Origin of the sequence: Streptomyces sp. CB02923 (assembly GCF_001905005.1) — a bacterium.
GTDB lineage: Bacteria > Actinomycetota > Actinomycetes > Streptomycetales > Streptomycetaceae > Streptomyces.
The window spans coordinates 779,673-803,822 of the sequence record NZ_LWKZ01000001.1; the positions used below are offsets into that span (position 1 = coordinate 779,673).

Here is a 24,150-nt window from a genome sequence, read left to right on the forward strand (position 1 = left end):
ACGCCCCGGTAGGCGGCCGGTCCCGGGGGCCTGAAGCCGCACTGCCCCTCACCCGCCCGGCACGACCTGCCGTTCCTCCGCGAAGTGGCACGCCGAGGCGTGCCGGGCCGGGCCCGTCGCCTCCTCGAACCCCTCCGGCACCGCCAGCGCGGGCACCTCCAGCGCGCAGCGTTCCCGCGCCTTCCAGCAGCGGGTGCGAAAGCGGCAGCCGGACGGCGGGTCGGCCGGTGAGGGGACGTCGCCGGTCAGCAGGATGCGGTCGCGCCGGGCGCGCGCCTCCGGGTCCGGTACGGGCACGGCGGAGAGCAGGGCCTGGGTGTACGGGTGGGTCGGGTGGCGGTAGATCTCGTCCTCCGTGCCGACTTCGGCGAAGCGGCCGAGGTACATCACCGCGACCCGGTCGGAGATGTGCCGGACGACCGACAGATCGTGCGCGATGAAGACGTACGACAGGTCGAACTCGTCCTGGAGGCGCTCCAGCAGGTTGACGACCTGCGCCTGGACGGACACGTCCAGCGCCGACACCGGCTCGTCCGCCACGATCACCTCCGGGCGCAGCGCCAGGCCGCGCGCGATGCCGATGCGCTGGCGCTGGCCGCCGGAGAACTGGTGCGGATAGCGGTTGATGTACTCCGGGTTGAGGCCGACGACGTCCAGCAGGTCCTGGACCTTTCTGCGCCGGTCACCCTTCGGCGCCACCTCCGGGTGGATCTCGTACGGTTCGCCGATGATGTCGCCGACCGTCATCCGCGGGTTCAGCGAGGTGTACGGGTCCTGGAACACCATCTGGATGTTGCGGCGCACGGCCTTCAGCGCGCGCCCCGACAGCCTGGTGACGTCCTCGCCCCGGTACAGGATCTGTCCGCCCGTCGGCTTCTCCAGCCCGACGAGCAGCTTGGCGACCGTCGACTTGCCGCAGCCGGACTCCCCCACGATCCCCAGCGTCTCCCCCTTGCGCAGCGCGAAGGAGACGGTGTCCACGGCCCGGACCGAGCCGATCTGCTTGCGCAGCACGATGCCGCGCGTGAGCGGGTAGTGCTTGGCCAGGTCCCGTACGTCGAGGACCGGCTCCCCGGCGCGGGCGTGCGTCGCGGCGCTCACCGGCGGTCTCCTTGCTCGCTGACGGTCTCCTGCCAGAAGTGGCAGGCGCTGGCCCGGCCCGGTGCCACGTCGAAGAGCGGCGGCCGGTCCGTACGGCAGACGTCCTGCGCCCTGGGGCAGCGGGGGTGGAAGGGGCAGCCCGGCGGGACGGCGGTCAGGCTGGGCGGCAGGCCCTTGATCGCGTACAGTTCGCGGCCCTTCCGGTCCAGGCGCGGGATGGAGTCGAGCAGGCCGCGCGTGTACGGGTGCGCGGGTGCCCGGTAGAGGTCGTGCACGGGGGCGGTCTCCACGATGCGGCCCGCGTACATCACGGCGATCCGGTCGGCCACGTCCGCGACCACGCCCAGGTCGTGCGTGATCAGGACCAGGCCCATGGCGTACTCCCGCCGCAGCTCCGCCAGCAGGTCCATGACCTGCGCCTGGACCGTCACGTCGAGCGCGGTCGTGGGCTCGTCCGCGATGATCAGGTCCGGCTCCAGGGCCAGCGCCATCGCGATCATGATGCGCTGGCGCATCCCGCCGCTGAACTGGTGCGGGTAGTCGCCCACCCGGCTCCCGGCGGCCGGGATGCGCACCCGGTCCATCAGCTCGACCGCACGGGCGCGCGCCGCCTTGCGGGACGCGCCCCGGTGCACCTCGAACATCTCCCCGAGCTGCGCCCCGACGCTCAGGACGGGGTTGAGCGCCGACAGCGCGTCCTGGAAGATCATCGCCAGTTCGGTGCCGCGGGTCCTGCGCCGCTCCTCGGCGCCCATCCGCAGCAGGTCACGCCCGTGGAAGAGGATCTCGCCGCCCGTGACACGGCCCGGCGGCGTGTCCAGGATGCCCATGACGGCCTGCGCGGTCACCGACTTGCCCGAGCCCGACTCGCCCAGCACGGCCAGCGTCTCGCCCGCGCCCACCCGGTAGCTGACCCCGTTGACCGCGTGCGCCACGCCGTCCCGCGTACGGAACTCCACCTTCAGGTCACGGACGTCCAGCAGAGCGCCGCCGTCACCCCTGACCTCCTGCCGCGTCCCCTCAGTCGTCATCCACCGTCTCCTCAGCGCAGCTTGGGGTCGAGGGCGTCGCGGACCGCGTCGCCGAGCATGATGAACGCGAGCACCGTCAGGCTGAGCGCGCCGGCGGGCCACAGCAGCATGTGCGGCGCGTTGCGGATCTGTTTGGACGCCTCGGAGATGTCGATGCCCCAGGAGACCGTCGGCGGTTTCAGGCCCACGCCCAGGTAGGACAGCGTCGCCTCCAGCGCGATGTACGTGCCGAGGGCGATGGTGGCCACCACGATCACCGGCGCGACCGCGTTGGGCGCCAGGTGCCGCAGCAGCAGGCGGGTGTTGCCCGCCCCCAGCGCCCGCGCGGCCTGCACGAAGTCGGCCTGTTTGACGGTCAGTACGGAGCCGCGGGCGATCCGCGCGAGCTGCGGCCAGCCCAGCAGCACGATGAACCCGACGACCGGCCACACCGAACCGGACGGCACGACGGACAGGAACACCAGGCCGCCCAGCAGCATCGGGATGGCGAAGAACATGTCGGCGATGCGCGAGAGCAGCGCGTCCCACCAGCCGCCGAAGAACCCGGCGAGGCCGCCCAGCACGCCGCCGAGGAGGGCGGCCCCGGCCGTGGCGCACACGCCGACCGTGACGGAGGCGCGAGCCCCGTACACCGTCCGTGCGAAGACGTCGCAGCCCTGCGTGTCGAAACCGAAGGGGTGTCCGGCGCGCGCGCCCTCCTGCGACAGGGTGATGTCGCAGTCCAGCGGGTCGGTGCCGGTCAGCAGGGACGGCCATACGGCGACCAGCAGGAAGAAGAGGATCAGCAGGCCGGAGACGAGGAAGACCGGGTTGCGGCGCAGGTCGTGCCAGGCGTCCGACCACAGGCTGCGGGCCCGGCCGCTGCCCGGCTGTACGCCGGCCCCCTGCGGTGATCCGGGGGCGCCCGGCACCTCCGGTGTTCCGGCGCTCCCGCCCACGGCCTCCGCCTCCACGGCGGGCAGCGGCGTCCCGACGCCCGACGGCTGGAACGGCTCCGGGCGCTCGTGCGGTTCAGGCATAGCGGATCCTCGGGTCGAGCACGGCGTACAGGAGGTCGACGATCAGGTTCGCCAGCAGGAAGACGATGACCAGGACGGTCACGAAACCGACGACGGTCGGGGAGTTCTGGCGGACGATGCCCTGGTACAGCTCGTAGCCGACGCCGTGCACGTTGAAGATCCGCTCGGTGACCACCGCCCCGCCCATCAGGGTGCCGACGTCGGCACCGATGAAGGTGACCACCGGGATCAGCGAGTTGCGCAGCAGGTGCCGTACGACGATCCGGCGCCGGGGCAGCCCCTTGGCGACGGCCGTACGGACGTAGTCGGCGCGGGCGTTCTCCGCGATCGACGTCCGGGTGAGCCGGGTGACGTACGCCAGGGACACCAGCGCCAGCACACAGCCCGGCAGCAGCAGTTCGTCCAGGGGCGCGCCCAGCGCGACGGCCGGGCTCACCCAGGCCCACTTCACGCCCAGCAGGTACTGGAGCACGTACCCGCTGACGAACGTCGGTACGGACACCACGATCAGCGTGAGCACCAGCACGCCGGAGTCCAGCAGCCGCCCCCGCCGCAGCCCGCTGAGGACGCCGAGCGTCACTCCGACGACGATCTCCGCGACGACGGCGACGGCGGTCAGCCGCAGGGTGACGGGGAAGGCGGTGCCCATCTTGTCCAGGACCTGCTGGCCGTCGAAGGTGGTGCCGAAGTCGCCGCTGAAGATCTGGCCCATGTAATGCAGGTACTGCTGCCACAGCGGCCGGTCCAGATGGAGTTCGCGGCGGATCTGCGCGGCGGTCGCGGGGTCGGGGGCGCGGTCGCCGGAAAGGGCGGCGACCGGGTCGCCGAGCGCGTACACCATCACGAAGATGAGAAAGGTGGCACCGATGAAGACCGGCACCATCTGCAGCAGCCGCCGGATCACATAACGCCCCATGGCCGTCCGCCCGTCCCTCAGTCCTTGATCGTGATCTGGCCGTACACCGGAACGCTGAAGGGGTTCAGGGCGACGTTCTCGACCCGGTCCGCGTAGCCGCCGCTGCCGTTCTGGTACCAGAGCGGAATCGCGGGCATTTCCCGTACGAGCAGTTTCTCGGCCCGGTGATACGTGGAATTGACCTGCCGCTGCTCGCTCTCCCCGTTCGCCCGGCTCACCAGCCGGTCGAATTCCTTGTTGCTCCAGCCCGAGTCGTTGGACGACGCGCCGGTGAAGTACTGGCTCTGCAGGAAGGTCTGGATCAGCGGATAATCCATCTGCCAGCCGGCGCGGTACGGGCCGCTCATCTTCTTCTTGGTGACCTTGGTCCGGTAGTCGGCGAAGGTGCCCATCGGGTTTCCGTCGCACACATGCCGGCCCAGCGCCTTGTTGACGCTGTTGCACAGGGCGTCCACCCACAGTTTGTGGGAGCCGGTGTCCGCGTTGTACGTCACCTTCATCGAGCCGCCGGGAATCCCGCCCCCTTCGGCCACCAGCTTCCGGGCCGCGGCGGGGTCGTACGTGCAGGCCGTACCGCACAGTCCCGCCTGGTAGCCGCCGTGCTCGCCGAGGGCCATCGCGGACCAGTCGGTGGCGGGCGTACGCGTACCGCGGAAGATCTGCCGGGTGATCGCGGGCCGGTTGACGGCCATGGAAATGCCCCGCCGGACCTTCTCCACTCCCGGCTTCGACCACTTCTCGTCGTACATCGGGAACGACAGCGTCTGGATGATCCCGGCGGGCTGGTTGATGTACCGCCCCTGCAGGTCTTTCTGCACATGCTTCAGCTGCGGAGCCGGCACGTCGTCGACGAGATCGAGGTTCCCCGCCATCAGGTCGGTATAGGCGGTGTCGTTGTCCGTATAGACCTGGAGGTCGACCCCGCCGTTCTTCGCCCGGTCCGGTCCCGGATATTTCTTCCAGGTCCGCAGCCGCATGATCCCGCCCTTGGCGTACGACTGCACGGCGTACGGACCGTTGCCGACCGGCTTTGCCAGCCACGCGTCGTGGTCGGTGAAGAACGAGCGGGGCAGCGGCAGAAAGGCGTTGTAGCCGAGCATGTCCGGCCACAGCCCGAATTTCTGGTTCAGCCGCACCGTGAAGGTCAGCTCGTCCCGCACCCGCAGGCCGCGCATCGTCTCGGCGGCCGGTTTTGCCCCGGCCCCTTCGGGGTGCACCTCCTCATACCCCTCCACATAACTGAAGAAAGGCGCACCCTGCTGCCGGTTGGTGACCAGCGCCCCGTAATTCCAGGCGTCGACGAAGGAATGGGCGGTCACCTTCTCGCCGTTGGTGAACGTCCACCCCGGCTTGATCTTCACGGTGAAGTTCCGCGCGTCCGGTGACCGGACCGATTCCGCGACCATGTTCTCCGCGACGGCGGTCCGCGGGTTGTACCGCTTCAGCCCCCGGAAGGCGAGGTCGAGCACCTTGCCGCCCTGCACGTCGGTGGTGTTGGCCGGCTCCACCGGGTTCTGCGGGTCGCCCCAGGACGCCCGTACGACACTGGGGTCCTGGCCGCCCCCGCCGCACCCGGCGGCCGCCAGGGCGACCGCGGCGGCCACGAAGCACGCCGGACCGGCGCGCAGGGCTCCGCGCAACGAGCTGCCTCCTCAGAGCTGCGACCCCGGGCACCCACCCGCCCGGCCTACCGGCCCCAACCTGGCACCTCGTACACCCCACCGCCCGTCAGCCGGGCGCAACACGGGCCAGAACCCCCCTTACGAGCGATCTTCCGGTGCGTGCGCCGGACGGCCGCCGCCCGGCCGCGGCCCTCCCGCCCGGTGGTGGGGGTCCGGGGGCCGCAGGCCCCGGGAGAGGATGACGACGCACGCGGGGCAGCACACCTCGGCCACCAGGGCGGTGCGCCACCTCTTCAGCAGAGCGGGCGGCTTCACGGTGTCGGCCGCCCCTTCCGCGGCCGGGGTGCCCGCATCAGACCGGTTCGCTCGCCGTCGTCGGCTCGGCCTGGGGCCGGGCCTTCGGGGCCGGGACGGCCTGCGGGGTGACCACGTGACGGGAGAGGATCCAGTACCCGGCCGCGGCGATGGTGCCGACGCCCGCGCAGCCCAGCCACAGGGCGTCGTCGCCGAACGCGTCGATCACCATGCCGCCGAGCAGCGGCCCCGTGAAGGTGGCGGCGGAGAACGCCATGGCGTAGACCCCCTGGTAGCGCCCGCGCGCGTTCACCGGCGACAGCGCGGCCACCAGGGCCATGCTCGTCGGCGAGTTGATGATCTCGCCGAGCGTCCACACCACGACGGTCAGCATGTAGACGGGCACGGTCTCGGCCCAGGTCGTCATGCCGAAGCCGAAACCGGCCAGCAGGCAGGCGAGGACGAGCACCTTGGCGGGCTGCTGGTTCTGCACGGCCCTGGTGAGCGGGAGCGTGGCGACCACGACCATCAGGCCGTTGACGCTGATGACCGCACCGTATTCGGCGCTGGAGAGTCCGGCCTGACCCATGCTCACCGGCAGCGAGGTGGTGTACTGCATGAGGACCATCGAGATCAGGAACGACAGGCCGACCACGCTGAGGAACTTCGCGTCCCGTACGACCACTCCGAGGCCGACGCGGACCGGTTCCGGGGCGGTGCCGGTGGACTGCTTCCCGGCGTCGGCACTGGCGTCGGCGGTCAGGTCCGGCCGGGTCTCCGGGACCCGGCAGTAGATGACCACCGCGCAGACCAGCACGGACAGGGCGTTGCCGAAGAACAGCAACAGGTAGCCGTGCTCGGCGATGAGGCCGGCGGACACCGATGCGACGGCGAAACCGATGTTCACCGCCCAGTAGTTGAGGGAGAAGGCCCGGACCTGGTCCTTGGCCGGAACCAGGTCGGCGATGATGGCCTGGATGCAGGGCCGCGCGGCGTTCGCGGTGATGCCCAGGACGGTGGCCATCGCGGCGATGGTCCAGCCCTCCTGCAGCAGGCCCAGGCAGGCCATGGCCCCCGCCGTGGCGAGCTGGGAGACCAGAAGCGTGGGCCGTCGGCCGAACCGGTCGGCCAGTACCCCCGCGACCACGGAAGATATCGTTCCGCCCAGCCCGTACAGGGCGGCGACCATTCCGGCGAAAGTAGCCGAATAGCCCCGGTCCGCGGTCAGGTACAACGCGAGGAATGTGGTGACGAACCCACCGAGCCGGTTGATCAAAGTGCTCGTCCAAAGCCACCAGAACTCGCGAGGGAGGCCCGAAACGGCCTTCCTCAGCGCTTGGCTCCCCGAGCGTGGGGTGGGCAGAGCGCGCACCCGGTCCTCCTCGTTTCGACGACGGGCACCCCGCGAGTCGGTAAGTACCGCCACCCGGGTGCGTAAGTTACACGGAGCTTAGCTCCCGGCCAGGAAGCGCGACCAGCAACTTGGCCGGACTCCACTCGTTCACCGGCCGTATCCTCGCCATTCGGAATCGAATTCCAGCCAAGTGCGTGACTCAAAGAAATCCTGATCAATCAACAACGCTCATGGTAGCCTCGCTGTGATCCACGAGAGATGTCAGAGTCATATGACCTAGATGATCTAATTGGCTGGGGGGCCATTTCATGCTCGTGTCGACCGACTCCATCCGGAATGCCAAGGCCGAGTACGATGCCTCCGGTTGGCATAAATTGTCCGAATCCTTCGACGATTCCGACATCAAGAAAATGCGTGAGAGCGTCGAAGAGATCAGCCGGCAGCGCAGGCCGGAAGTCGTCCACGAAAAGGACGACGTCACCGTTCGCGCGATTCACGGATGCCACCTTTTCGACGAGACCTGCGCCCGCCTGGTGCGCCTTCCGTCCCTGGTGCGCCTGGCCGAGACTCTCATCGGCGAGCCGGTGTACGTCTACCAGTTCAAGGTGAACCTCAAGCAGCCGCACGAGGGCAAGCCGTGGCCGTGGCACCAGGACTTCGCCTTCTGGCGCAACGAGGACGCCATGACCGAGCCCAAGGCCGTGAACATCGCGGTCTTCCTCGACGACACCCACGAGGAGAACGGGCCGCTCCAGGTCGTGCCCGGCAGCCACACGCTCGGACTCCTGGGCGACGCGGCCTCCGGCGGCCAGGGGGACTGGCGCCGGCACGTCTCGACCGACCTCACCTACACCGTGCCCCTGGAGCAGGTGCACGAGCTGGAGAAGGAGAATCCCCGGCAGCAGGCCCTGGGGCCGGCCGGCACGGTGTACGCCTTCCACCCGAGCATCGTCCACTCCTCCTCGGACAACCGCTCACCCGACCGCCGGGGACTCCTGCTGATCACCTACAACGCGGTGAGCAACGCCCCGGCCCCCTCCCCCCGCCCCGAGTTCCTGGTGAGCCGGGACACCACGCCGATCACGCCCGTCGACGAGGACGAACTGTAATCAGCACCCGCACCCTTCACGTTCCGGACAACTCATCATTGCGGGGGAAAAGGTGCTGTACAGAACCATTACCGAAGCAATCGGTGGCACGCCCATGGTCCGATTGCGAAAGCTCAAAACGGACTGTGACAGTGAAATCCTGATCAAGCTGGAGTCGTTCAACCCCGGCGGCAGCATAAAAGACCGGGCCGCGCTCGCGATGATCTCTCAGGCCGAGCGCAACGGCTTGCTCAAGCCGCATGGCACGATCATCGAATCGACCTCCGGAAACCTGGGGAAATCGCTGGCGCTCATCGGCGCCGCAAAGGGATACCGGGTCATCCTGGTGATCGACCCGAAAGCTCCCAGGAGCATGGTCGATTTCGTCACCGCACTGGGCGCCGAAATCATCATGGTGGACACACCGGGTGTGGACGGCGGATTCCAGCGGGCCCGCATCGAACGGGTCCAGCAGATGCTCACCGTATTACCGGGAGCCTTCTGGCCCGACCAGTACAACAACCCGGAAAATCCCGGAATCCATGCCGAGGTGACGGCCCGGGAAATCCTGGAAGACGTACCGGATTTTGACACCCTGATCGCCGCGGTGAGCACCGGCGGCCATCTGAGCGGCATCTCGACGACGGTGAAGCGCGTCCTGCCGCATGTCCGGACCATCGGCGTGGACGCCCTCGGATCGGCGGTCTTCGGCCACCCGTTCACCGGATACGCGATGCGCGGCATGGGCCTCGCCTGGCGCCCCGGCAACCTGGACCTGTCCGTCGTGGACCGCTATCACATGGTCAGCGACCACGAGGGCATCATGACCGCGCACATGGTGGCCGCGCACGAGGGCCTGCTGATCGGCGAGTCGGCGGGAGCGGCGGTCTTCGCGGCGCTGCACGAGGCGCACCGCCGGCCGGGCAGCAGGATCGTCGTGATGGCCGCCGACGGCGGCCACAACTACCTCAGCGAATCCTTCGACCCCGAATGGCTGAGCACCCGGGGCATCGTCCCCCGTGACGGGGCCGCTCCGATCACCACTCCGCAGGAACTGCTGGCGGCGGCGGCCGCCCCCAGCCACCCGCAGGAGTCGGTGGAGCAACCGCTGGAGAACACCCTCGTCACGAGCTGACCGCAGGCGGCCGGCCGGACCGGCGGCGGGGTGTTCCGCCATGCCCCGCCGCCGGTCGCGCAATCCGCATGTCACCTACCGAGCAGCAAGGTTTCCCGCATGGCGATCGTATTCCTCGAAGCGAACAACACCGGCACCACCTCCGATGCCATCAGGCAGGCGCAAGAGCGCGGCTACGACACCGTGTTCGTCACGATGCAGCAGGACTTCTACGAGGGGCTCGCCGACAATCCCCTGGAACTGTGCAGCAACGTGATCACGTGCGATACGTACAACGTGGCCGAGATCCTGCGCGCCGTCCGGTCGGTCGACGTCGAGGCCGTCATCTCCTTCGACGACTACCACCTGGTGGTCGCCGCCCTGTGCGCCATGGCGCTGGGGCTGCCGCACGCCGACGTCCGGGGGCTGACCGCCGCCCGGTACAAGGACGTCGCCCGTGAGCGGACCCGCGAGCTGCGCGGCGGCATCTGGTCCCGGGTGATCGCGGAGGACACCGTCGACCAGGCCGACCTCGACACGTTCCCCTACCCGGTGATCGCCAAGCCCGTCGACGAGAGCAGCAGCGTGTCGGTCCGGCTCTGCCACGGCCCGGCCGACGCGCTCGCGGTCATGAAGGACTACCGCGCCCACACGGTGAACGTCCGGGGCTACCGGCCGACCAGGGCCATGCTCTTCGAGGAGTACGTCGAGGGGGACGAGTACAGCTGCGAGCTCTTCTGGGACGGCGCGGACGGATGGCGCGTCGCCGGTGTCACCCAGAAGGCCCTCGGTGCCCCGCCGCACTTCGTGGAGTGCGGACACGTCTTCCCCGCCCCGCTCACGGCGGAACTCCGCACGGAGGTCGAGCGGCAGGCCCTCTCCTGGGTCCGTGCCGTGGGCCTGCGCTGCGGGGCGGCGCACGTCGAACTGCGGATCAAGGAGGGCACCGCCCACCTGATCGAGATCAATCCGCGGCTGCCCGGCGGTCACATCACCCAACTGGTCCAGTGGTGCACGGGCATCGACCTGGTCGGCCGCTATCTGGACTTCCATCTGGGAGCCGGTACGCCGGCACCGGACCCGGCACCGGAGTTCGCCGCGGCCTGCTCCCGGTTCCTGCTCCCCGACGAGGTACCCGCCTCCTGGACGTCGCAGGACCTCTCCGCGGTCCTGGAGCGGCTGCCGTCCTTCCGGCGCGGGCGGGTGCCGCAGTTCACCCGGGCCTCCGACGGACACGCACGCACCAACTACGACCGTGTCGGCTACGCCCTCCTGGCCGCGTCCGGGCCGGACGGCATCACCGACGACCTCGACCAGCTCGCCCGCCAACTGCGCAACTGACGCACCCGCGACAACCTGGAGTTCCTCACCATGGGCCACAAGATCCTCGTCTTCGTCTCCCGCATGGACGAGTACCGTCTCGACAACCACCTGCTCATTCCGAACGGCCTCGTGCGCACCGGGCACGAGGTGCATGTCGCGGACATCGAGACGCTGGGCGTCCAGGCGGGCACCGTCATGTGCGACATGTTCGCGTTCGACCGCGAGTACGCGTCGGGCGAACCGTTCCCGCACAAGCTGCTCAGGCGGCGCAGCGCCGAATCCTTCGACCTGGTCTGGCTGCTCACCAGCCCGCACCCCACCCTGTTCCTGGAGACCTACCAGCTGCTCTGGGTGCTCAACCAGCGGGTTCCGTTCGTCAACGACGCGGCGTCGGTTCTCTTCCTCAACAGCAAGATCGCCCTGCCGGCCGGCATCGACCGGGACCACCTTCCGGAGTCGTACGTCTCCAGCCAGTTCGACGACCTCCACGGTGTCGTCACCTCGGACCCGGAGCGCTCCTGGATCATCAAGCCGGGCAACGAGGGCTGCGGAGCCGACATCTACTTCCTCAACGCCCGCGAGAAGAACCACCGCGCCCTGCTGCAGTCGGCGACCGGCAACGAGGTCTCCCGGTACGAGAACTACGGGCGTTCGAACATCGGCCTGTCCCGGAAGTACGTCACCATGCAGGAGTACGTACCGACCGTCAAGGAGAACGAGAAGCGCGTCCTCCTGGCGGGCGGCGAGCCCATCTGCGGTTTCCGCCGGTTCCACAACGACGACGACCACCGCGCCAACGCCACCCTCGGCAACAAGTTCGCGGAGCTGGTCCTGACCGACGACGAGGAGGCCTACTGCCGCGAGCTCGGTGCCTCCCTGATGAAGCAGGGCATCTACTTCGCCGGCATCGACCTGGCCTTCCCCTACGTCCTGGAACTGAACCTGGAGAACCCGGGCGCCATTAACTGGACGATCCGTTCGACCGGAGTGGACAAGGCGCCGGACGTCATCAAGCACCTGCTGGCGGCCCTGGAGCGCGACGGCCGTGTGAAGCCGGTCTCCGCGTGACGCGCGACGCGGGGGAGCGCGCCCCGCTCAGCCGCGCGGCCGCCGGGAGCTGGGACCGGTATCTGGCGGAGAACGGCCCCGCGGCGCTGGAGGACGTCGACCGGTTCAAGGCGGCCGTCCACCGGAAGGCGTGGCCGTACTTCTTCCCGCCCCCGCTCTTCTCCGAGGAGTTCGTGGCCGAGGTGGCCGACGCCTCCCGGGAGATCCTGCGCCTGCTGTACTCGATACCGGAGCGGGTCTACGGCTCGGACGTCGGGGCGTGGATGGAGTTCCTGGACCTGGCGCCCGAGGACGCGGCGCTGATCCGGCACGCGCTGTCGGCACGCGGCATGCGGGTGGCCCGGCAGTTCGCCCGGCCGGACTTCGTGATGACCGCCGACGGCCCGAAGCTGGTCGAGATCAACGTCTCGTCCAACCTCGGCGGGCTGAACACCCTCGATCCGTACGCCCGCCACTTCCGCGACTCGGACTTCCACCGCTACCTGCACAGCCAGGGCATCGACGCGGTGGCCCCCGACATGTCGCGCGTCTGGGGCGCGGCGTTCCGGAAGCTGGTCCGGGCCTCGGCGCAGGGAGACCGCCGGCCGGTGATCTACGAGGCCATCGCCGACAGCGCGGACATCAACGCGGGACGCACGGCCTTCGAACGGCTCGTGCGCTCGCACGGGTTCGACTACGCCAACGGGCTCGTGCACGATCTCGACGTCCGCGCCGAGGGCGTCTTCTCGGCCGGCCGGCGGATCGACGTCGTCTTCGCCATGTACACCTGGTCGGAGACCCGGAGGTTCGTGCCGCGGGACGTCACCACCGCGCTCGTCGACGCGGACGCCGACGGCCGGATCGACTTCTTCGCGCCGCTGGTCAGCGTCCTGTTCGACAACAAGCAGAACCTGGAGGTGCTGACCTCGCCCGCGTTCGGGAAGTACTTCACCGACAGCGAGCTGGCCCTGATCCGCGCCTACGTCCCCAGGACGTTCCGGGTCACCCCGGAGACGTACCAGGAGGCGCTGGAGGGCAAGGACGGCCTGGTCCTCAAACCCGCGTCCGAGTACGGCGGACGGGGCATCCACTTCGGCGACCGGCTGTCCGACGCGGAGTGGCGGACGCTGCTGGACACCGCGGCAGCGTCCGGCGACGGGTGGATCTGCCAGGCGCGGCTGGCGGACCTGTGGCGGTACCGCTCCTTCGACGGCGCCCATGAGCGTGAGCACCACATGTCCCTCGGCCCCCTGGTGTTCGACGACGAGTACGCCGGTGCGCTGCTGCGCCAGGCCGACGTGAACAGCGGGAACCTGGTGCTCAACATGTCGAGGGGAGCGGAGGCCGGCGTAATGTTCGCCGCACGCCCGCTACCGGGCTGAGGCAGCCACGCCGCATCCGCCCCCGGCGGTTCTCCACCGCTCCCCGCAGGCCCCGCCCGTCCACCGACGGCCGGGGCCGCATGGCGTCCCGACGCGGCAGCCCCGACGAGGCATTCCGGCCGGCCCTGCGGTCACTCCTCGTCCGGCTCGCACCCGTCCCCGTCGTGGTCCCGGTCCAGACGGTGCGGATCGTCGGGCCCGACATGCACGGGCCCGCCAAGATCCGAACAGTCGACATCCGGCACACCGGCCGGCGGCCCGGGAGGGTACGCGCCCCGGCTCCCGCCCCCGTCATCCGGCGTCGGACTCGCCACCGCCCGGATGTCGGCGGCGACGACGCCCCCGTCGCGAACCGTGTACGTACCGGCGAAGGACCGCACGGAACCGTCCCGCTGCCCGGCTTCGAGCGTCACGGTCACCACGTCACCGCTCACACCGACGATGTGCACGGTGTCGCGGACGGTGTCCGCGAAGCCCGCCACGAAGGCGGAGTAGGAGCCGCCGAGGCGCTTGCCCCCGAGGTCCCAGGCGCGGCGGAAGTCGCGGGCGTTGACGGCCGCGTAGTAGTCCTCGACGACGGATGCGGCGTCCCGCACGGTGGTCGTCGGCCCCGGCTCCGGTGACGCGGGGGTCCCGGCCGTCCCCGTGCCCGAGGGCGTGGGCGTCGGCTCCCCGGTGACCGTACGGGTGCTGGTGACCGTGGCTTCCCCGCCGTCCGGCGCGCTCCCGCCGGAGGAGCCGCAGCCCGCCAGCACGGTCGCGGCCGCCGCGAGAACGGCGGCGGACGTCGTGATGCCATGGCGGCGCATGGGCCTCACCCCACCCGGTGGAACGAACCTACGCCTCCAGTCTGCGCCGACCGCCCCGGACTCGCCTGTGGATCATCCGGAGGGCCGGTCGGGCATTCCTGCTTTCAGCGTGCGGAGCAGTCCGGCCAGAGCTTCCGCGGACACTCCCAGCACCGTTTCGGGTCCGGTGCTTTCGCGCACCCGACGGCTTCCGCCGGGGCCGGCCGCCACCTCGACGCAGGCCTCGGTGTGCCCTTCGCTGAAGCTGGACTTCTGCCACTCGAACCGGGACATGTACACCTTCTCAGAGCAGGGGGTACAGGAGTCGCTCGATGAGCCTGACCGTGTCCTTGGCATGCCGCGCCGCGGGCGGAAGTGCCGCCTCCGCCAGCTTAGCGAACGTCTGTGCATACCGGTGGACGGCGTCAACTTCCCCCAGGTACAGGGAATTCTCGACGTGCGGGACCACCACCGTCGACAGTTCCCGCACGGGCGGCATCATCACGGTGAAGGGAGCGCCGAAGGGCACCGGCCCGTCGAAGGGCAGCACCTGGAGTGTCACGTTCGGCAGGTGGCACGCCTCGACCAGGCGCAGCAGCTGGTCCCGCATGAGCTGGCGGCCTCCGAGGGAAACGTGCAGCGCGGCCTCGTGCACGACCACATGCAGCCTCGGCGCCCCCTCCGCCGAGAGGACCCGCTGCCTCTCCAGCCGGAATTCCACCGCGGCCGTCTCCGCGCTGCGGGGCACCTCCACGTATCCGCCGCGGTGTACGGCGGTGGCGTACGCCCTCGTCTGCAGCAGGCCGGGGACGAACATCGGCTCGTAGCAGGAGATGGTCTCGGCTCCCGCCTCCAGCTCGGCGAAGTCGAGCAGCGGCGCCCGGACGCTGTGGCGGTACAGGCTCCACCAGCCCTTTCCGGACTGCTGTCCGAGGTCGGTCAGGGCGTCGACGTACGCGGCGTCGATGTCCCCCGCCTCGTCGGCGAGCCGGCGCAGCCGCTCGGCGGACAGGCTCGTGCGCCCGCTCTCGACATTGCTGATGTGCGATTGGTGCATCCCCATCACGGCGGCGCTCTCCCCCACCGACAGCTTCGCGCGCTCGCGCAGCTTCCGGACTTCCGCCCCGAAGCGTCGCTGTCGGTACGTGGGGTTGGCGCGCAGGCCCATCGGTCCCTCCCTCGATGCTCGCGGGCAGTATTCCGCAACTCCACATGACAGCAATGGGGTTGTGAATAGACAACCCTAGTCGCTACCGTACGTGTGGCACCAGTTACAGACTGCATTCACCTGGAGGCTGCCTCATGCGCACGCCCAGCGAGACCTGGTCCTACGGCTTGTTCATTCCGCATGATCCCCGGGCGGTGGGTGTCGTCCGGGCCGCGTTGCGGCACATTCTGGACGGGGCCGGGCTGAGCTGCCTGGTGGAGACGGCGGAGCTGATGGTGTCGGAGCTGGTGACCAACTCGTACCAGTATGCGAAGACCGATGCCTATGTGAGTGTGGACCGCTCGCCGTTCGACCTCACGATCGCCGTGTGGGACACCGGGCCGGGCGTCCCGGAGCGGCAGAAGGCGGCGGCCGACGAGGAGTACGGGCGGGGGCTCGGGATCGTGGAGGCCTGTGCCGACAGCTGGGGGGTGCGGGACTGTCCGAACGGCAAAGCGGTGTGGTTCACCGTGGTGCCCAAAGGGGAGAGGTCGTAGCGCCGCGGTGGCCGGCGGGAGGTCTGCGGCCGGGAACGCGTACGGGGGCGCGCGGAGCACGAAGCTCCGGGCGCCCCCACGTACACGCGTACGGGCCGGCTCAGGCCGCGCCGACCACGTCCTTCTCCTCGGCGAAGTGGCAGGCCGAGTCGTGTGCCGCCAGGCTGTCCGTGGAGGCGAAGCGCTCCGGTACGGCGAGCAGGGGCACCTCCTCGGCGCACTTGTCCTGGGCCTTCCAGCAGCGGGTGCGGAAGCGGCAGCCCGACGGCGGGTTGGCCGGGGACGGCACGTCGCCGGAGAGGATGATGCGTTCGCGGCCGTTGCGCGCCTCCGGGTCCGGGACCGGGACGGCGGAGAGCAGGGCCTGGGTGTACGGGTGGGTCGGGTGGTCGTAGATCTGCCCGTCGGTGCCGATCTCCGCCATCTTGCCGAGGTACATGACCCCGACCCGGTCGGAGATGTGCCGGACGATGGACAGGTCGTGGGCGATGAAGAGGTAGGAGAGGTTGAACTCGTCCTGGAGCTTCTCCATCAGGTTGATGACCTGCGCCTGGACGGACACGTCCAGCGCCGACACCGGCTCGTCGCAGATGATGATCTCGGGGTTGAGCGCCAGGCCGCGCGCGATGCCGATGCGCTGGCGCTGACCGCCGGAGAACTGGTGCGGATAGCGGTTGATGTACTCCGGGTTGAGGCCGACGACGTCCAGCAGGTCCTGGACCTTCTTGCGCCGGTCACCCTTCGGCGCCACCTCCGGGTGGATGTCGAAGGGCTCGCCGATGATGTCGCCGACCGTCATCCGCGGGTTCAGCGAGGTGTACGGGTCCTGGAACACCATCTGGATGTTGCGGCGCACGGCCTTCAGCGCGCGCCCCGACAGCCTGGAGATGTCCTCGCCCTTGTAGAAGACCTCGCCGGACGTCGCCCGCTCCAGGTTCATCAGCAGCTTGGCGACCGTGGACTTGCCGCAGCCGGACTCGCCGACGATGCCGAGGGTCTCGCCCTCGTACAGGGAGAAGGAGATGCCGTCGACGGCCTTGACGGCGCCGACCTGCTTCTTGAACAGGATGCCCTGGGTGAGCGGGAAGTGCTTGACCAGGTCGCGGACTTCGAGGATGGGCTCGCGCCGCGTGTCCTTCTTCGGCTCAGCCATTGATCGTCTCCTCCCAGAAGTGGCACGCGCTGCCGCGGCCGTCGGCGACGGTGTGCAGCGGCGGCACCTCCGTACGGCAGACGTCCTGCGCCTTGGGGCAGCGCGGGTTGAACGCGCAACCCGTGGGGATGTTCAGCAGGTTGGGCGGCAGGCCCTTGATCGCGTACAGCTCCTGGCCCTTCTGGTCCAGGCGCGGGATGGAGTCGAGCAGGCCGCGCGTGTACGGGTGCGCGGGGTTCTTGTACAGCTCGTGCACGGGAGCGTTCTCGACGATCCGGCCCGCGTACATCACCGCGATCTTGTCGGCGACGTCGGCGACCACACCCAGGTCGTGGGTGATCAGGATCAGGCCCATGTTGTACTCGCGCTGGAGGTCCGCCAGCAGGTCCATGACCTGCGCCTGGACCGTCACGTCGAGCGCCGTGGTGGGCTCGTCCGCGATGATCAGGTCCGGCTCCAGGGCCAGCGCCATGGCGATCATGATGCGCTGGCGCATACCGCCGGAGAACTGGTGCGGGTAGTCCGAGACCCGGGCCGCCGCGGCCGGGATCTTCACCCGGTCCATCAGCTCGACGGCCTTGGCCTTGGCGTCCTTCTTGGACATGCCCTGGTGGACCCGGAACATCTCGCCGAGCTGGTAGCCGACGGTCAGTACCGGGTTCAGCGACGACAGCGCGTCCTGGAAGATCATCGCGATCTTGGCGCCGCGGACCCGGCGGCGCTCCTCCGGCGACATCTTCAGCATGTCCTGGCCGCGGAAGAGGATCTCGCCCTGCGGGATCCTCGCCGGCGGCATGTCCAGGATGCCCATCACGGCCTGCGCCGTGACGGACTTGCCGGAGCCGGACTCGCCGAGCACGGCGAGCGTCTCGCCGGCGCTGACGTTGTAGTTGACACCGTTGACGGCCTTGACGACGCCGTCCCGGGTGTGGAATTCGACATGCAGGTCACGGACGTCGAGCAGCGGACCGCTGTCCTCGGCGTCCGTCCCCTGTGCGGGAACGTCCGCGGTCTTGGTAGTGGTGGTCACGTACGCCTCCCTCAGCGCAGCTTGGGGTCGAGGGCGTCGCGCACCGCGTCGCCGAGGAGGATGAACGCCAGCACGGTGATGCTCAGGAACGCCGAAGGTATGAGCAGGACGTGCGGGGCGTCGCGCAGCACGTCCTTGGCCGCGGAGATGTCCACGCCCCAGGAGATGGCCGGCGGCTGGAGGCCGATGCCCAGGTAGGACAGCGTGGCCTCGGCGGAGATGTAGCCGGCCAGCGCGATGGTGGCGACGACGATGACCGGCCCGATGGCGTTCGGCAGGATGTGCTTGAACAGGATGCGGCTGTGTCCGGCGCCGAGCGCCTTGGCCGCCGTAACGAAGTCCGACTGCTTCTGGGTGATGACCGCGCCGCGCATGACGCGGGCGAGCTGCATCCAGCCGAAGACGGACAGGCCCAGGGTCACGGTCCACACGGTGCGGTTGGTGAACGCCTGGAGGAGTACGAGCGCGCCGAGCAGCAGCGGAATGCCGAAGAACACGTCGGTGATGCGCGACAGGAGGGCGTCGGCCCAGCCGCCGAAGTAGCCGGCGAGCATGCCGAGCAGGCCGCCGAAGACGGTGACCGCGAAGGTCACGCAGACACCGACGATGATCGAGGCGCGGGCGCCGTACACCGTACGGGCCCACACGCTCTGGCCCTGCTTGTTGTAGCCGAACCAGTCCACCTGGAACAGGTGCGACCACTGGGGCTCGCCGAGGTAGTGGTTGCGCAGGTCGGCGTGGGCGGGGTCGGCGCCCGTGAACAGCGACGGCACGATCGCCATGAGGATCAGCAGGACGAGCAGCACGCCGGCGATCCAGAACATCGGCCGGGCGCGCAGCTCGCGCCACGCGTCCTGGCCGAGGCTGCGGGGCTTGTTGGGGCCACCGCCGGCGGCCTCGGCCGCGGCAGCGCCGACGCCGGGTGCCGCCAGGTCCACGGTGTCGCCGGTGGTGCCCGGACCCGCGACGCTGCCGGGGTTCACGGTTGTTGTCTTCTCAGGCATAGCGGATCCTCGGGTCCAGAACGGCGTACAGCAGGTCCACGACCAGGCTGCTCACGAGGTAGATGAGGACGAGCACCGTCACGATGCCGACCACGGTGGGGCCTTCGCTGGTCTGGATCGCCCGGTACAGCGTGTTGCCGATGCCCTGGACGTTGAAGATGCCCTCGGTGACGATGGCGCCGCCCATCAGCATGCCGAGGTCGGTGCCGAGGAAGGTGACCACCGGGATCAGGGAGTTGCGCATCAGGTGCACGCCCAGGCGCCGGCTCTTCGGCAGGCCCTTGGCGAGGGCGGTGCGCATGTAGTCGGCGCGGAGGTTCTCCGCGACGGTGGTACGGGTGAGCCGGGTGACGTACGCGAGCGACAGGGCGCCGAGCACGATCGCCGGTACGGTCAGCTGCCCCAGGTTCATGGAGTCCTGAACCGTCGGTGTGATCAGCTGCCACTTCAGGCCCAGGAAGAACTGGGCGAGGAAGCCGAGCACGAACACCGGGACCGAGATCACGACGAGGGTGAGCACCAGGACCAGCTGGTCGATGAACTTGCCGCGCTTGAGGCCGGTGAGCATGCCGAGCGCGATACCGACGACGACCTCGATGGCGAACGCGTAGAGCGCCAGCCGGATGGTCACCGGGAAGGCTTCGCCGATCAGGTCGGCGACCGGACGGCCGGTGAAGCTCTGACCGAAGTCGCCCTTGAACAGGCCGGTCAGGTAGTTCCAGTACTGGGTCAGCATGGGCTGGTCCAGCCCGAACTGGTGCCGCAGTCTGGCGACCGTGGCCGGGTCGGCGGCCTTGTCGCCGAAAAGTGCCTTGATGGGGTCGCCCGGCAGCGAATACACCATCAAGAAAATGAGCAGAGTGGTCCCGATGAAGACCGGGATCATCTGGAGCAGTCGCCTCGCGACGTAGCGCCCCATGGTTCCTCCTGTCGCTGACGGGCCCAGCGGCCGCCACGCCCCGGGGGTGGGTGGGGCGGGCGGCTACTGGGCCTGCGTCACATGCAGCGTCCCGATTACTTCTTCTTGACCTCGACGTCGGTCCAGATCGCCTGGCGGAAGGTGTCGAACTTCACGTTCTGCACGTTGTTCGAGTAACCGCCCAGGGTGTGGTCGAAGAAGAGCGGAATGGAGGGCATCTGCTCCGCCAGCTTGGCCTCGGCCTGACCGTAGATCTTGTTGGACTCCTCGATGGTCTTGGCGCTGTTGGCCTCGTCCATCAGCTTGTCCAGCGCGGGGTCGGAGAAGCCCATGTCATTGGCGCCGGCTCCGGTGCGGTACTGCTCGGAGACGAAGTTGGAGATGTTCGGGAAGTCGTGGACCCAGGCCATACGGAAGGCGCTGTCCAGCTTCTTGCCGGTGATCTCGTTACGGACCTGCTGGAAGGTCGGACGCGGCTGGGCGGAGCAGTTCACACCGGTGTTCTGCTTGATGTCGTTGCAGACCGCCTCGGCCCAGTCACGGTGGCCGCCGTCGTTGTTGAAGGCAATGGTCATCTTGTTGCCGGGGACGCCACCGCCTGCCTTGATCAGTTCCTTGGCCTTGGCCGGGTTGAACTTGCAGAACTCGCCGCAGGCGTCCTTCTTGTAGCCCTCGACGACCTTCGGCACCCAGCCGTCGGCCGCGTCGTAGGCGTCCTTCAGCACGGTCTTGACGATGGTCTCGCGGTCGATGGCCATGGACAGGCCCTGGCGGACCTTGGCCTTCTCCGGCTTCGACCATTCCTTGTCGTACATCGGGAAACCGATGGTGGTGTTGCCGCCGTAGGGCTCGTTCACCGCGCGGTCGCCGAGGTCGGCCTTGAACTTGCTGGTCGCCGAGTTCGGGACCTTGTACATGATGTCGACCTTGTCGGAGACCAGGTCGTTGTAGGCGCTGTCGTCGGTGTTGTAGAACTTGAAGGTCACGCCGCCGTTCTTGGGCTTGTCCGTGCCCTTGTAGTCGGCGTACTTCTTCGTCTTGAACTGGACCTTGTGCTCCCAGTTCCCGTCCTGCTGGTACGGACCGTTGCCGACCGGGTGCTCACCGAACCCCTTGGGGTCCTTGAAGAACGTCTTGGGCAGCGGCAGGAAGGCGTCGTAGAACAGACGCTCCTTGAAGGTGGAGACCGGCTTCGACAGCTCGATGGTGAACTCGTTGTCGTTGACGACCTTCAGGCCCGACATCTTGTCGGTCTCGGGGTCGCCCTTCGCCGGGTGGATCTCCTCGAAGCCCTTGATGGGCTCGAACCAGGAGGAGTTCAGCTGCGCGTTCTTCGCGTTCGCGCCCCAGTTCCATGCGTCCACGTAGGAGGCGGCGGTCACCGGCTCGCCGTTGTGGAACTTCCAGCCCTTCTTCAGCTTGACCGTGAAGTGCTGGTTGTCCGAGGACTCGACACTCTCCGCGTTCTGCAGGCGCAGCTTGCCGTTGGCGTCGTAGTCCACCAGGCCGCGGAAGAGGTTGGTGAGGATGTAGTGGCCACCGACCTCGTTCGTGTTGGTCGGGATCAGCGGGTTCTGCGGCTCGGTGTTGTAGTAGGTGTAGGTGCCGTTGGGGTCAACGGCCGCCTTTCCTCCGCTACCGCTGCCGCCTCCACAGGCCGTGGCGGTCATCGCCACCGCTATGGCACCTGCCACCCAAGTGGCGCTCTTGGCACCGCGCATGGGACTGCCTCCTCATGAGTCCATTCACTACATGGAAAGGAGCTGCCCGCAGCTGACACCCCTGACAGCCAGCGACCAGCTCCTGCTGCTCGTGAGTCGGCGCTCCCCACAGCGCGTGACCCATTGACCCGAGCTCAATGCACCCCAGTCTTAGTCACCTTCGCCCCATAAACCACGTGTAAGGGGTCTCGGTTTGGTCACATCCGTTTTCCAGGAGTTCGGAATCCGGACAAACCAAACCATCCAGACGGTAACGAAACGGACCGCCGACGCGTCGCATGATGATCTTCGTCCGCAATTCGGACTCACCATGGCCGGATCGCAACCGGAATCCCGTTGACACCGTAAGCATGAAGGGGCTAATAGCCGAGCCGCGCCCGCAAACGGAAAGCGCCCCACCGGATCAGAAATCCGATGGGGCGCTCTCGGAGCGTAATCGCCGGTCACCCGCAGGGAATTACCCAGCGTGATTTCCCGGTGCCGCGGCGGTGTTACCGCTTGGCGCGCGAAGCGGTGCGGCCGCGCTCCTTCTGGTCCAGGACGACCTTGCGGATACGGACCGCCTCCGGGGTGACCTCGACGCACTCGTCGTCGCGGCAGAACTCCAGCGACTGCTCCAGCGAGAGCTTGCGCGGCGGCACGATCGCCTCGAACGAGTCGGCCGAGGAGGAGCGCATGTTGGTGAGCTTCTTCTCCTTGGTGATGTTCACGTCCATGTCGTCGGCGCGCGAGTTCTCGCCGACGATCATGCCCTCGTACACCTCGGTGCCGGGGTCGGTGAACAGCACGCCGCGCTCCTGGAGGTTGGTCATCGCGAAGGCGGTGACCGCGCCGGACCGGTCGGCGACCAGCGAACCGTTGTTACGGGTGCTCAGCGTGCCGAACCAGGGCTCGTGGCCCTCGTGGATGGAGTGCGCGATGCCGGTGCCGCGGGTGTTGGTCAGGAACTCCGTACGGAAGCCGATCAGGCCGCGGGACGGCACGACGAACTCCATGCGGACCCAGCCGGAGCCGTGGTTGGACATGTTGTCCATCCGGCCCTTGCGGACGCCCATGAGCTGCGTGACGGCGCCCATGTGCTCCTCGGGCACGTCGATGGTCATGCGCTCGACGGGCTCGAAGGTCTTGCCCTCGACCTCCTTGGTGACCACCTGCGGCTTGCCGATGGTCATCTCGAAGCCCTCGCGGCGCATCTGCTCGACCAGGATGGCCAGCGCCAGCTCACCGCGGCCCTGCACCTCCCAGGCGTCGGGGCGCTCGGTCTCCAGGACGCGCAGCGAGACGTTACCGATCAGCTCGCGCTCCAGGCGGTCCTTGACCTGGCGGGCGGTGACCTTGCGGTCCTTGGTCGCGGCCTTGGCGTCCGCGCCCTTGCCGGTGCCGCCACGGCCGACCAGCGGCGAGGTGTTGGTACCGATGGTCATCGAGATGGCGGGCTCGTCGACCGTGATCAGCGGCAGCGCGACCGGGTTCTCCGGGTCGGCCAGCGTCTCGCCGATCATGATGTCGGGGATGCCGGCGACGGCGCAGATGTCACCGGGGCCCGCGACCTCGGCGGGCTTGCGGGTGAGCGCCTCGGTCATCATCAGCTCGGTGATGCGCACGCTCTGGACCGACCCGTCGCGCTTCATCCACGCGACGGTCTGGCCCTTGCGCAGCTCGCCCTGCTCGACACGGAGCAGCGCGATACGGCCGAGGAAGTTGTCCGCGTCGAGGTTGGTGACGTGGGCCTGGAGGGGCGCCGACTCGTCGTACTCGGGGGCCGGGACGGTGTCCAGCAGGGTGCTGAAGAACGGCTCCAGGTTGGTGCTGTCCTGCGGGACCGTGCCGTCCTCCGGCTTGGTCAGCGAGGCGACGCCGTCACGGGCGCAGGCGTAGACGATCGGGAACTCGATCTGGTCCTCGTCCGCGTCCAGGTCCAGGAACAGGTCGTAGGTCTCGTCGATGACCTCGGCGATCCGGGAGTCCGGGCGGTCGGTCTTGTTGATGCACAGGATGACCGGCATCTTCGCGTCCAGCGCCTTGCGCAGCACGAAGCGGGTCTGCGGCAGCGGGCCCTCGGAGGCGTCCACCAGGAGCACGACCGCGTCCACCATCGACAGGCCGCGCTCGACCTCGCCACCGAAGTCGGCGTGGCCGGGGGTGTCGATGATGTTGATGGTGATGACGTCGCCGCCATCCTTGGGGTGGTACTTCACCGCCGTGTTCTTGGCCAGGATCGTGATGCCCTTCTCACGCTCCAGGTCGTTCGAGTCCATCATGCGGTCGTCGAGCGACTCGGCTGCGTGCGCGGCGAAGGAGCCGGCCTGCTTGAGCATGGCGTCGACCAGCGTGGTCTTGCCGTGGTCGACGTGAGCGACGATGGCGACGTTACGAATGTCGTGGCGCGTGGGCATACTGCGGCGCTTCTCCCGGATCGTGGGTGGCGGCACGTACGGTCCGGTACGTGTACCTGCCGGGCATGAAGACGCCACGGCCTCACCCCATGGTACGGGGCTGCCGCGGTGTCGGCCGCCCCAGGGCGTCCGAACCGGCTCTGA

General features: G+C 68.7%; 21 protein-coding genes. 6 read left to right on the plus strand and 15 right to left on the minus strand.

What is annotated here, in order from left to right; genetic code table 11:
- Positions 1 to 48: 48 nt before the first annotated feature.
- The 6 genes from A6A06_RS03260 to A6A06_RS03285 form a co-directional block, all read right to left on the minus strand.
- Positions 49 to 1,101: an ABC transporter ATP-binding protein gene (locus A6A06_RS03260; protein WP_199930652.1), complete on the minus strand. Its 1,053-nt coding sequence runs from the start codon at positions 1,099 to 1,101 to the stop codon at positions 49 to 51.
- Positions 1,098 to 2,132, minus strand: coding sequence for an ABC transporter ATP-binding protein (locus A6A06_RS03265; RefSeq protein WP_073758546.1), 1,035 nt, complete (start codon positions 2,130 to 2,132; stop codon positions 1,098 to 1,100). The genes A6A06_RS03260 and A6A06_RS03265 overlap by 4 nt, the downstream gene beginning before the upstream one ends.
- Positions 2,133 to 2,143: 11 nt before the next feature.
- Positions 2,144 to 3,151 carry an ABC transporter permease gene (locus A6A06_RS03270; protein ID WP_073758548.1) on the minus strand — a complete coding sequence of 336 codons (1,008 nt, stop codon included), beginning with the start codon at positions 3,149 to 3,151 and terminating at the stop codon, positions 2,144 to 2,146.
- Entirely contained in the window at positions 3,144 to 4,067 is a 924-nt protein-coding gene (locus tag A6A06_RS03275; RefSeq protein ID WP_073758550.1) for an ABC transporter permease, read from the minus strand. The genes A6A06_RS03270 and A6A06_RS03275 overlap by 8 nt, the downstream gene beginning before the upstream one ends.
- 17 nt (positions 4,068 to 4,084) lie before the next feature.
- Positions 4,085 to 5,707: a peptide ABC transporter substrate-binding protein gene (locus A6A06_RS03280; RefSeq protein WP_073758552.1), complete on the minus strand. Its 1,623-nt coding sequence runs from the start codon at positions 5,705 to 5,707 to the stop codon at positions 4,085 to 4,087.
- 334 nt (positions 5,708 to 6,041) lie between these two features.
- A complete protein-coding gene (locus tag A6A06_RS03285; RefSeq protein ID WP_073758554.1) occupies positions 6,042 to 7,355 on the minus strand; it encodes an MDR family MFS transporter in 1,314 nt (437 codons plus the stop codon).
- 290 nt (positions 7,356 to 7,645) lie between these two features.
- Here A6A06_RS03285 and A6A06_RS03290 point away from each other — a divergent pair, with 290 nt between their 5' ends.
- The 5 genes from A6A06_RS03290 to A6A06_RS03310 all read left to right on the plus strand — a co-directional run bounded on the left by A6A06_RS03290 (position 7,646) and on the right by A6A06_RS03310 (position 13,291).
- Entirely contained in the window at positions 7,646 to 8,446 is an 801-nt protein-coding gene (locus tag A6A06_RS03290; protein WP_079193757.1) for a phytanoyl-CoA dioxygenase family protein, read from the plus strand.
- Between the two features lie 52 nt (positions 8,447 to 8,498).
- Entirely contained in the window at positions 8,499 to 9,560 is a 1,062-nt protein-coding gene (locus tag A6A06_RS03295; RefSeq protein WP_073758556.1) for a PLP-dependent cysteine synthase family protein, read from the plus strand.
- Positions 9,561 to 9,659: 99 nt separating this feature from the next.
- Positions 9,660 to 10,880 carry an ATP-grasp domain-containing protein gene (locus tag A6A06_RS03300; protein WP_073758558.1) on the plus strand — a complete coding sequence of 407 codons (1,221 nt, stop codon included), beginning with the start codon at positions 9,660 to 9,662 and terminating at the stop codon, positions 10,878 to 10,880.
- Between the two features lie 30 nt (positions 10,881 to 10,910).
- Complete coding sequence (locus A6A06_RS03305) at positions 10,911 to 11,930, plus strand: ATP-grasp domain-containing protein (RefSeq protein ID WP_073758560.1); 1,020 nt, start codon at positions 10,911 to 10,913, stop codon at positions 11,928 to 11,930.
- A complete protein-coding gene (locus A6A06_RS03310) occupies positions 11,927 to 13,291 on the plus strand; it encodes a hypothetical protein (RefSeq protein ID WP_073758562.1) in 1,365 nt (454 codons plus the stop codon). The genes A6A06_RS03305 and A6A06_RS03310 overlap by 4 nt, the downstream gene beginning before the upstream one ends.
- A gap of 131 nt (positions 13,292 to 13,422) precedes the next feature.
- Here A6A06_RS03310 and A6A06_RS42505 read toward each other — a convergent pair whose 3' ends face one another.
- The 3 genes from A6A06_RS42505 to A6A06_RS03325 all read right to left on the minus strand — a co-directional run bounded on the left by A6A06_RS42505 (position 13,423) and on the right by A6A06_RS03325 (position 15,247).
- Positions 13,423 to 14,100: a hypothetical protein gene (locus A6A06_RS42505; protein WP_073758564.1), complete on the minus strand. Its 678-nt coding sequence runs from the start codon at positions 14,098 to 14,100 to the stop codon at positions 13,423 to 13,425.
- Positions 14,101 to 14,172: 72 nt separating this feature from the next.
- Positions 14,173 to 14,373 carry a DUF397 domain-containing protein gene (locus A6A06_RS03320; RefSeq protein WP_073758566.1) on the minus strand — a complete coding sequence of 67 codons (201 nt, stop codon included), beginning with the start codon at positions 14,371 to 14,373 and terminating at the stop codon, positions 14,173 to 14,175.
- 10 nt (positions 14,374 to 14,383) lie between these two features.
- On the minus strand, positions 14,384 to 15,247 hold the full coding sequence (locus tag A6A06_RS03325; RefSeq protein ID WP_073758568.1) for a helix-turn-helix domain-containing protein: 864 nt from the start codon (positions 15,245 to 15,247) through the stop codon (positions 14,384 to 14,386).
- 134 nt (positions 15,248 to 15,381) lie between these two features.
- On the opposite strand from A6A06_RS03325, the gene A6A06_RS03330 reads away from it, so the two are divergent.
- A complete protein-coding gene (locus A6A06_RS03330) occupies positions 15,382 to 15,783 on the plus strand; it encodes an ATP-binding protein (RefSeq protein WP_073758570.1) in 402 nt (133 codons plus the stop codon).
- A gap of 100 nt (positions 15,784 to 15,883) precedes the next feature.
- Here A6A06_RS03330 and A6A06_RS03335 read toward each other — a convergent pair whose 3' ends face one another.
- The 6 genes from A6A06_RS03335 to typA form a co-directional block, all read right to left on the minus strand.
- Positions 15,884 to 16,936 (minus strand): ABC transporter ATP-binding protein, encoded by a 1,053-nt coding sequence (locus A6A06_RS03335; RefSeq protein ID WP_073758572.1) that lies wholly within the window; start codon positions 16,934 to 16,936, stop codon positions 15,884 to 15,886.
- Positions 16,929 to 17,966: an ABC transporter ATP-binding protein gene (locus A6A06_RS03340; protein WP_073758574.1), complete on the minus strand. Its 1,038-nt coding sequence runs from the start codon at positions 17,964 to 17,966 to the stop codon at positions 16,929 to 16,931. Before A6A06_RS03340 ends, A6A06_RS03335 begins: the two co-directional genes overlap by 8 nt.
- A gap of 11 nt (positions 17,967 to 17,977) precedes the next feature.
- Positions 17,978 to 18,970, minus strand: a complete 993-nt coding sequence (locus A6A06_RS03345; RefSeq protein ID WP_073758576.1) for an ABC transporter permease — start codon at positions 18,968 to 18,970, stop codon at positions 17,978 to 17,980.
- Positions 18,963 to 19,889 carry an ABC transporter permease gene (locus tag A6A06_RS03350; protein WP_073758578.1) on the minus strand — a complete coding sequence of 309 codons (927 nt, stop codon included), beginning with the start codon at positions 19,887 to 19,889 and terminating at the stop codon, positions 18,963 to 18,965. Before A6A06_RS03350 ends, A6A06_RS03345 begins: the two co-directional genes overlap by 8 nt.
- Before the next feature lie 95 nt (positions 19,890 to 19,984).
- Positions 19,985 to 21,610, minus strand: coding sequence for a peptide ABC transporter substrate-binding protein (locus A6A06_RS03355; protein ID WP_073758580.1), 1,626 nt, complete (start codon positions 21,608 to 21,610; stop codon positions 19,985 to 19,987).
- A gap of 491 nt (positions 21,611 to 22,101) precedes the next feature.
- Positions 22,102 to 24,006: a translational GTPase TypA gene (typA, locus tag A6A06_RS03360; protein WP_073758582.1), complete on the minus strand. Its 1,905-nt coding sequence runs from the start codon at positions 24,004 to 24,006 to the stop codon at positions 22,102 to 22,104.
- Positions 24,007 to 24,150 lie beyond the last annotated feature (144 nt).

Excerpts from the sequence above, each read along its gene's own strand:
- A6A06_RS03265 (WP_073758546.1), bottom strand. The coding sequence starts at position 2,132 with ATGACGACTGAGGGGACGCGGCAGGAGGTCAGGGGTGACGGCGGCGCT.
- A6A06_RS03270 (WP_073758548.1), bottom strand. The coding sequence starts at position 3,151 with ATGCCTGAACCGCACGAGCGCCCGGAGCCGTTCCAGCCGTCGGGCGTC.
- A6A06_RS03275 (WP_073758550.1), bottom strand. The coding sequence starts at position 4,067 with ATGGGGCGTTATGTGATCCGGCGGCTGCTGCAGATGGTGCCGGTCTTC.
- A6A06_RS03290 (WP_079193757.1), top strand. The coding sequence starts at position 7,646 with ATGCTCGTGTCGACCGACTCCATCCGGAATGCCAAGGCCGAGTACGAT.
- A6A06_RS03300 (WP_073758558.1), top strand. The coding sequence starts at position 9,660 with ATGGCGATCGTATTCCTCGAAGCGAACAACACCGGCACCACCTCCGAT.
- A6A06_RS03305 (WP_073758560.1), top strand. The coding sequence starts at position 10,911 with ATGGGCCACAAGATCCTCGTCTTCGTCTCCCGCATGGACGAGTACCGT.
- A6A06_RS42505 (WP_073758564.1), bottom strand. The coding sequence starts at position 14,100 with ATGCGCCGCCATGGCATCACGACGTCCGCCGCCGTTCTCGCGGCGGCC.
- A6A06_RS03320 (WP_073758566.1), bottom strand. The coding sequence starts at position 14,373 with ATGTCCCGGTTCGAGTGGCAGAAGTCCAGCTTCAGCGAAGGGCACACC.
- A6A06_RS03325 (WP_073758568.1), bottom strand. The coding sequence starts at position 15,247 with ATGGGCCTGCGCGCCAACCCCACGTACCGACAGCGACGCTTCGGGGCG.
- A6A06_RS03330 (WP_073758570.1), top strand. The coding sequence starts at position 15,382 with ATGCGCACGCCCAGCGAGACCTGGTCCTACGGCTTGTTCATTCCGCAT.
- A6A06_RS03335 (WP_073758572.1), bottom strand. The coding sequence starts at position 16,936 with ATGGCTGAGCCGAAGAAGGACACGCGGCGCGAGCCCATCCTCGAAGTC.
- A6A06_RS03345 (WP_073758576.1), bottom strand. The coding sequence starts at position 18,970 with ATGCCTGAGAAGACAACAACCGTGAACCCCGGCAGCGTCGCGGGTCCG.
- A6A06_RS03350 (WP_073758578.1), bottom strand. The coding sequence starts at position 19,889 with ATGGGGCGCTACGTCGCGAGGCGACTGCTCCAGATGATCCCGGTCTTC.
- A6A06_RS03355 (WP_073758580.1), bottom strand. The coding sequence starts at position 21,610 with ATGCGCGGTGCCAAGAGCGCCACTTGGGTGGCAGGTGCCATAGCGGTG.
- typA (WP_073758582.1), bottom strand. The coding sequence starts at position 24,006 with ATGCCCACGCGCCACGACATTCGTAACGTCGCCATCGTCGCTCACGTC.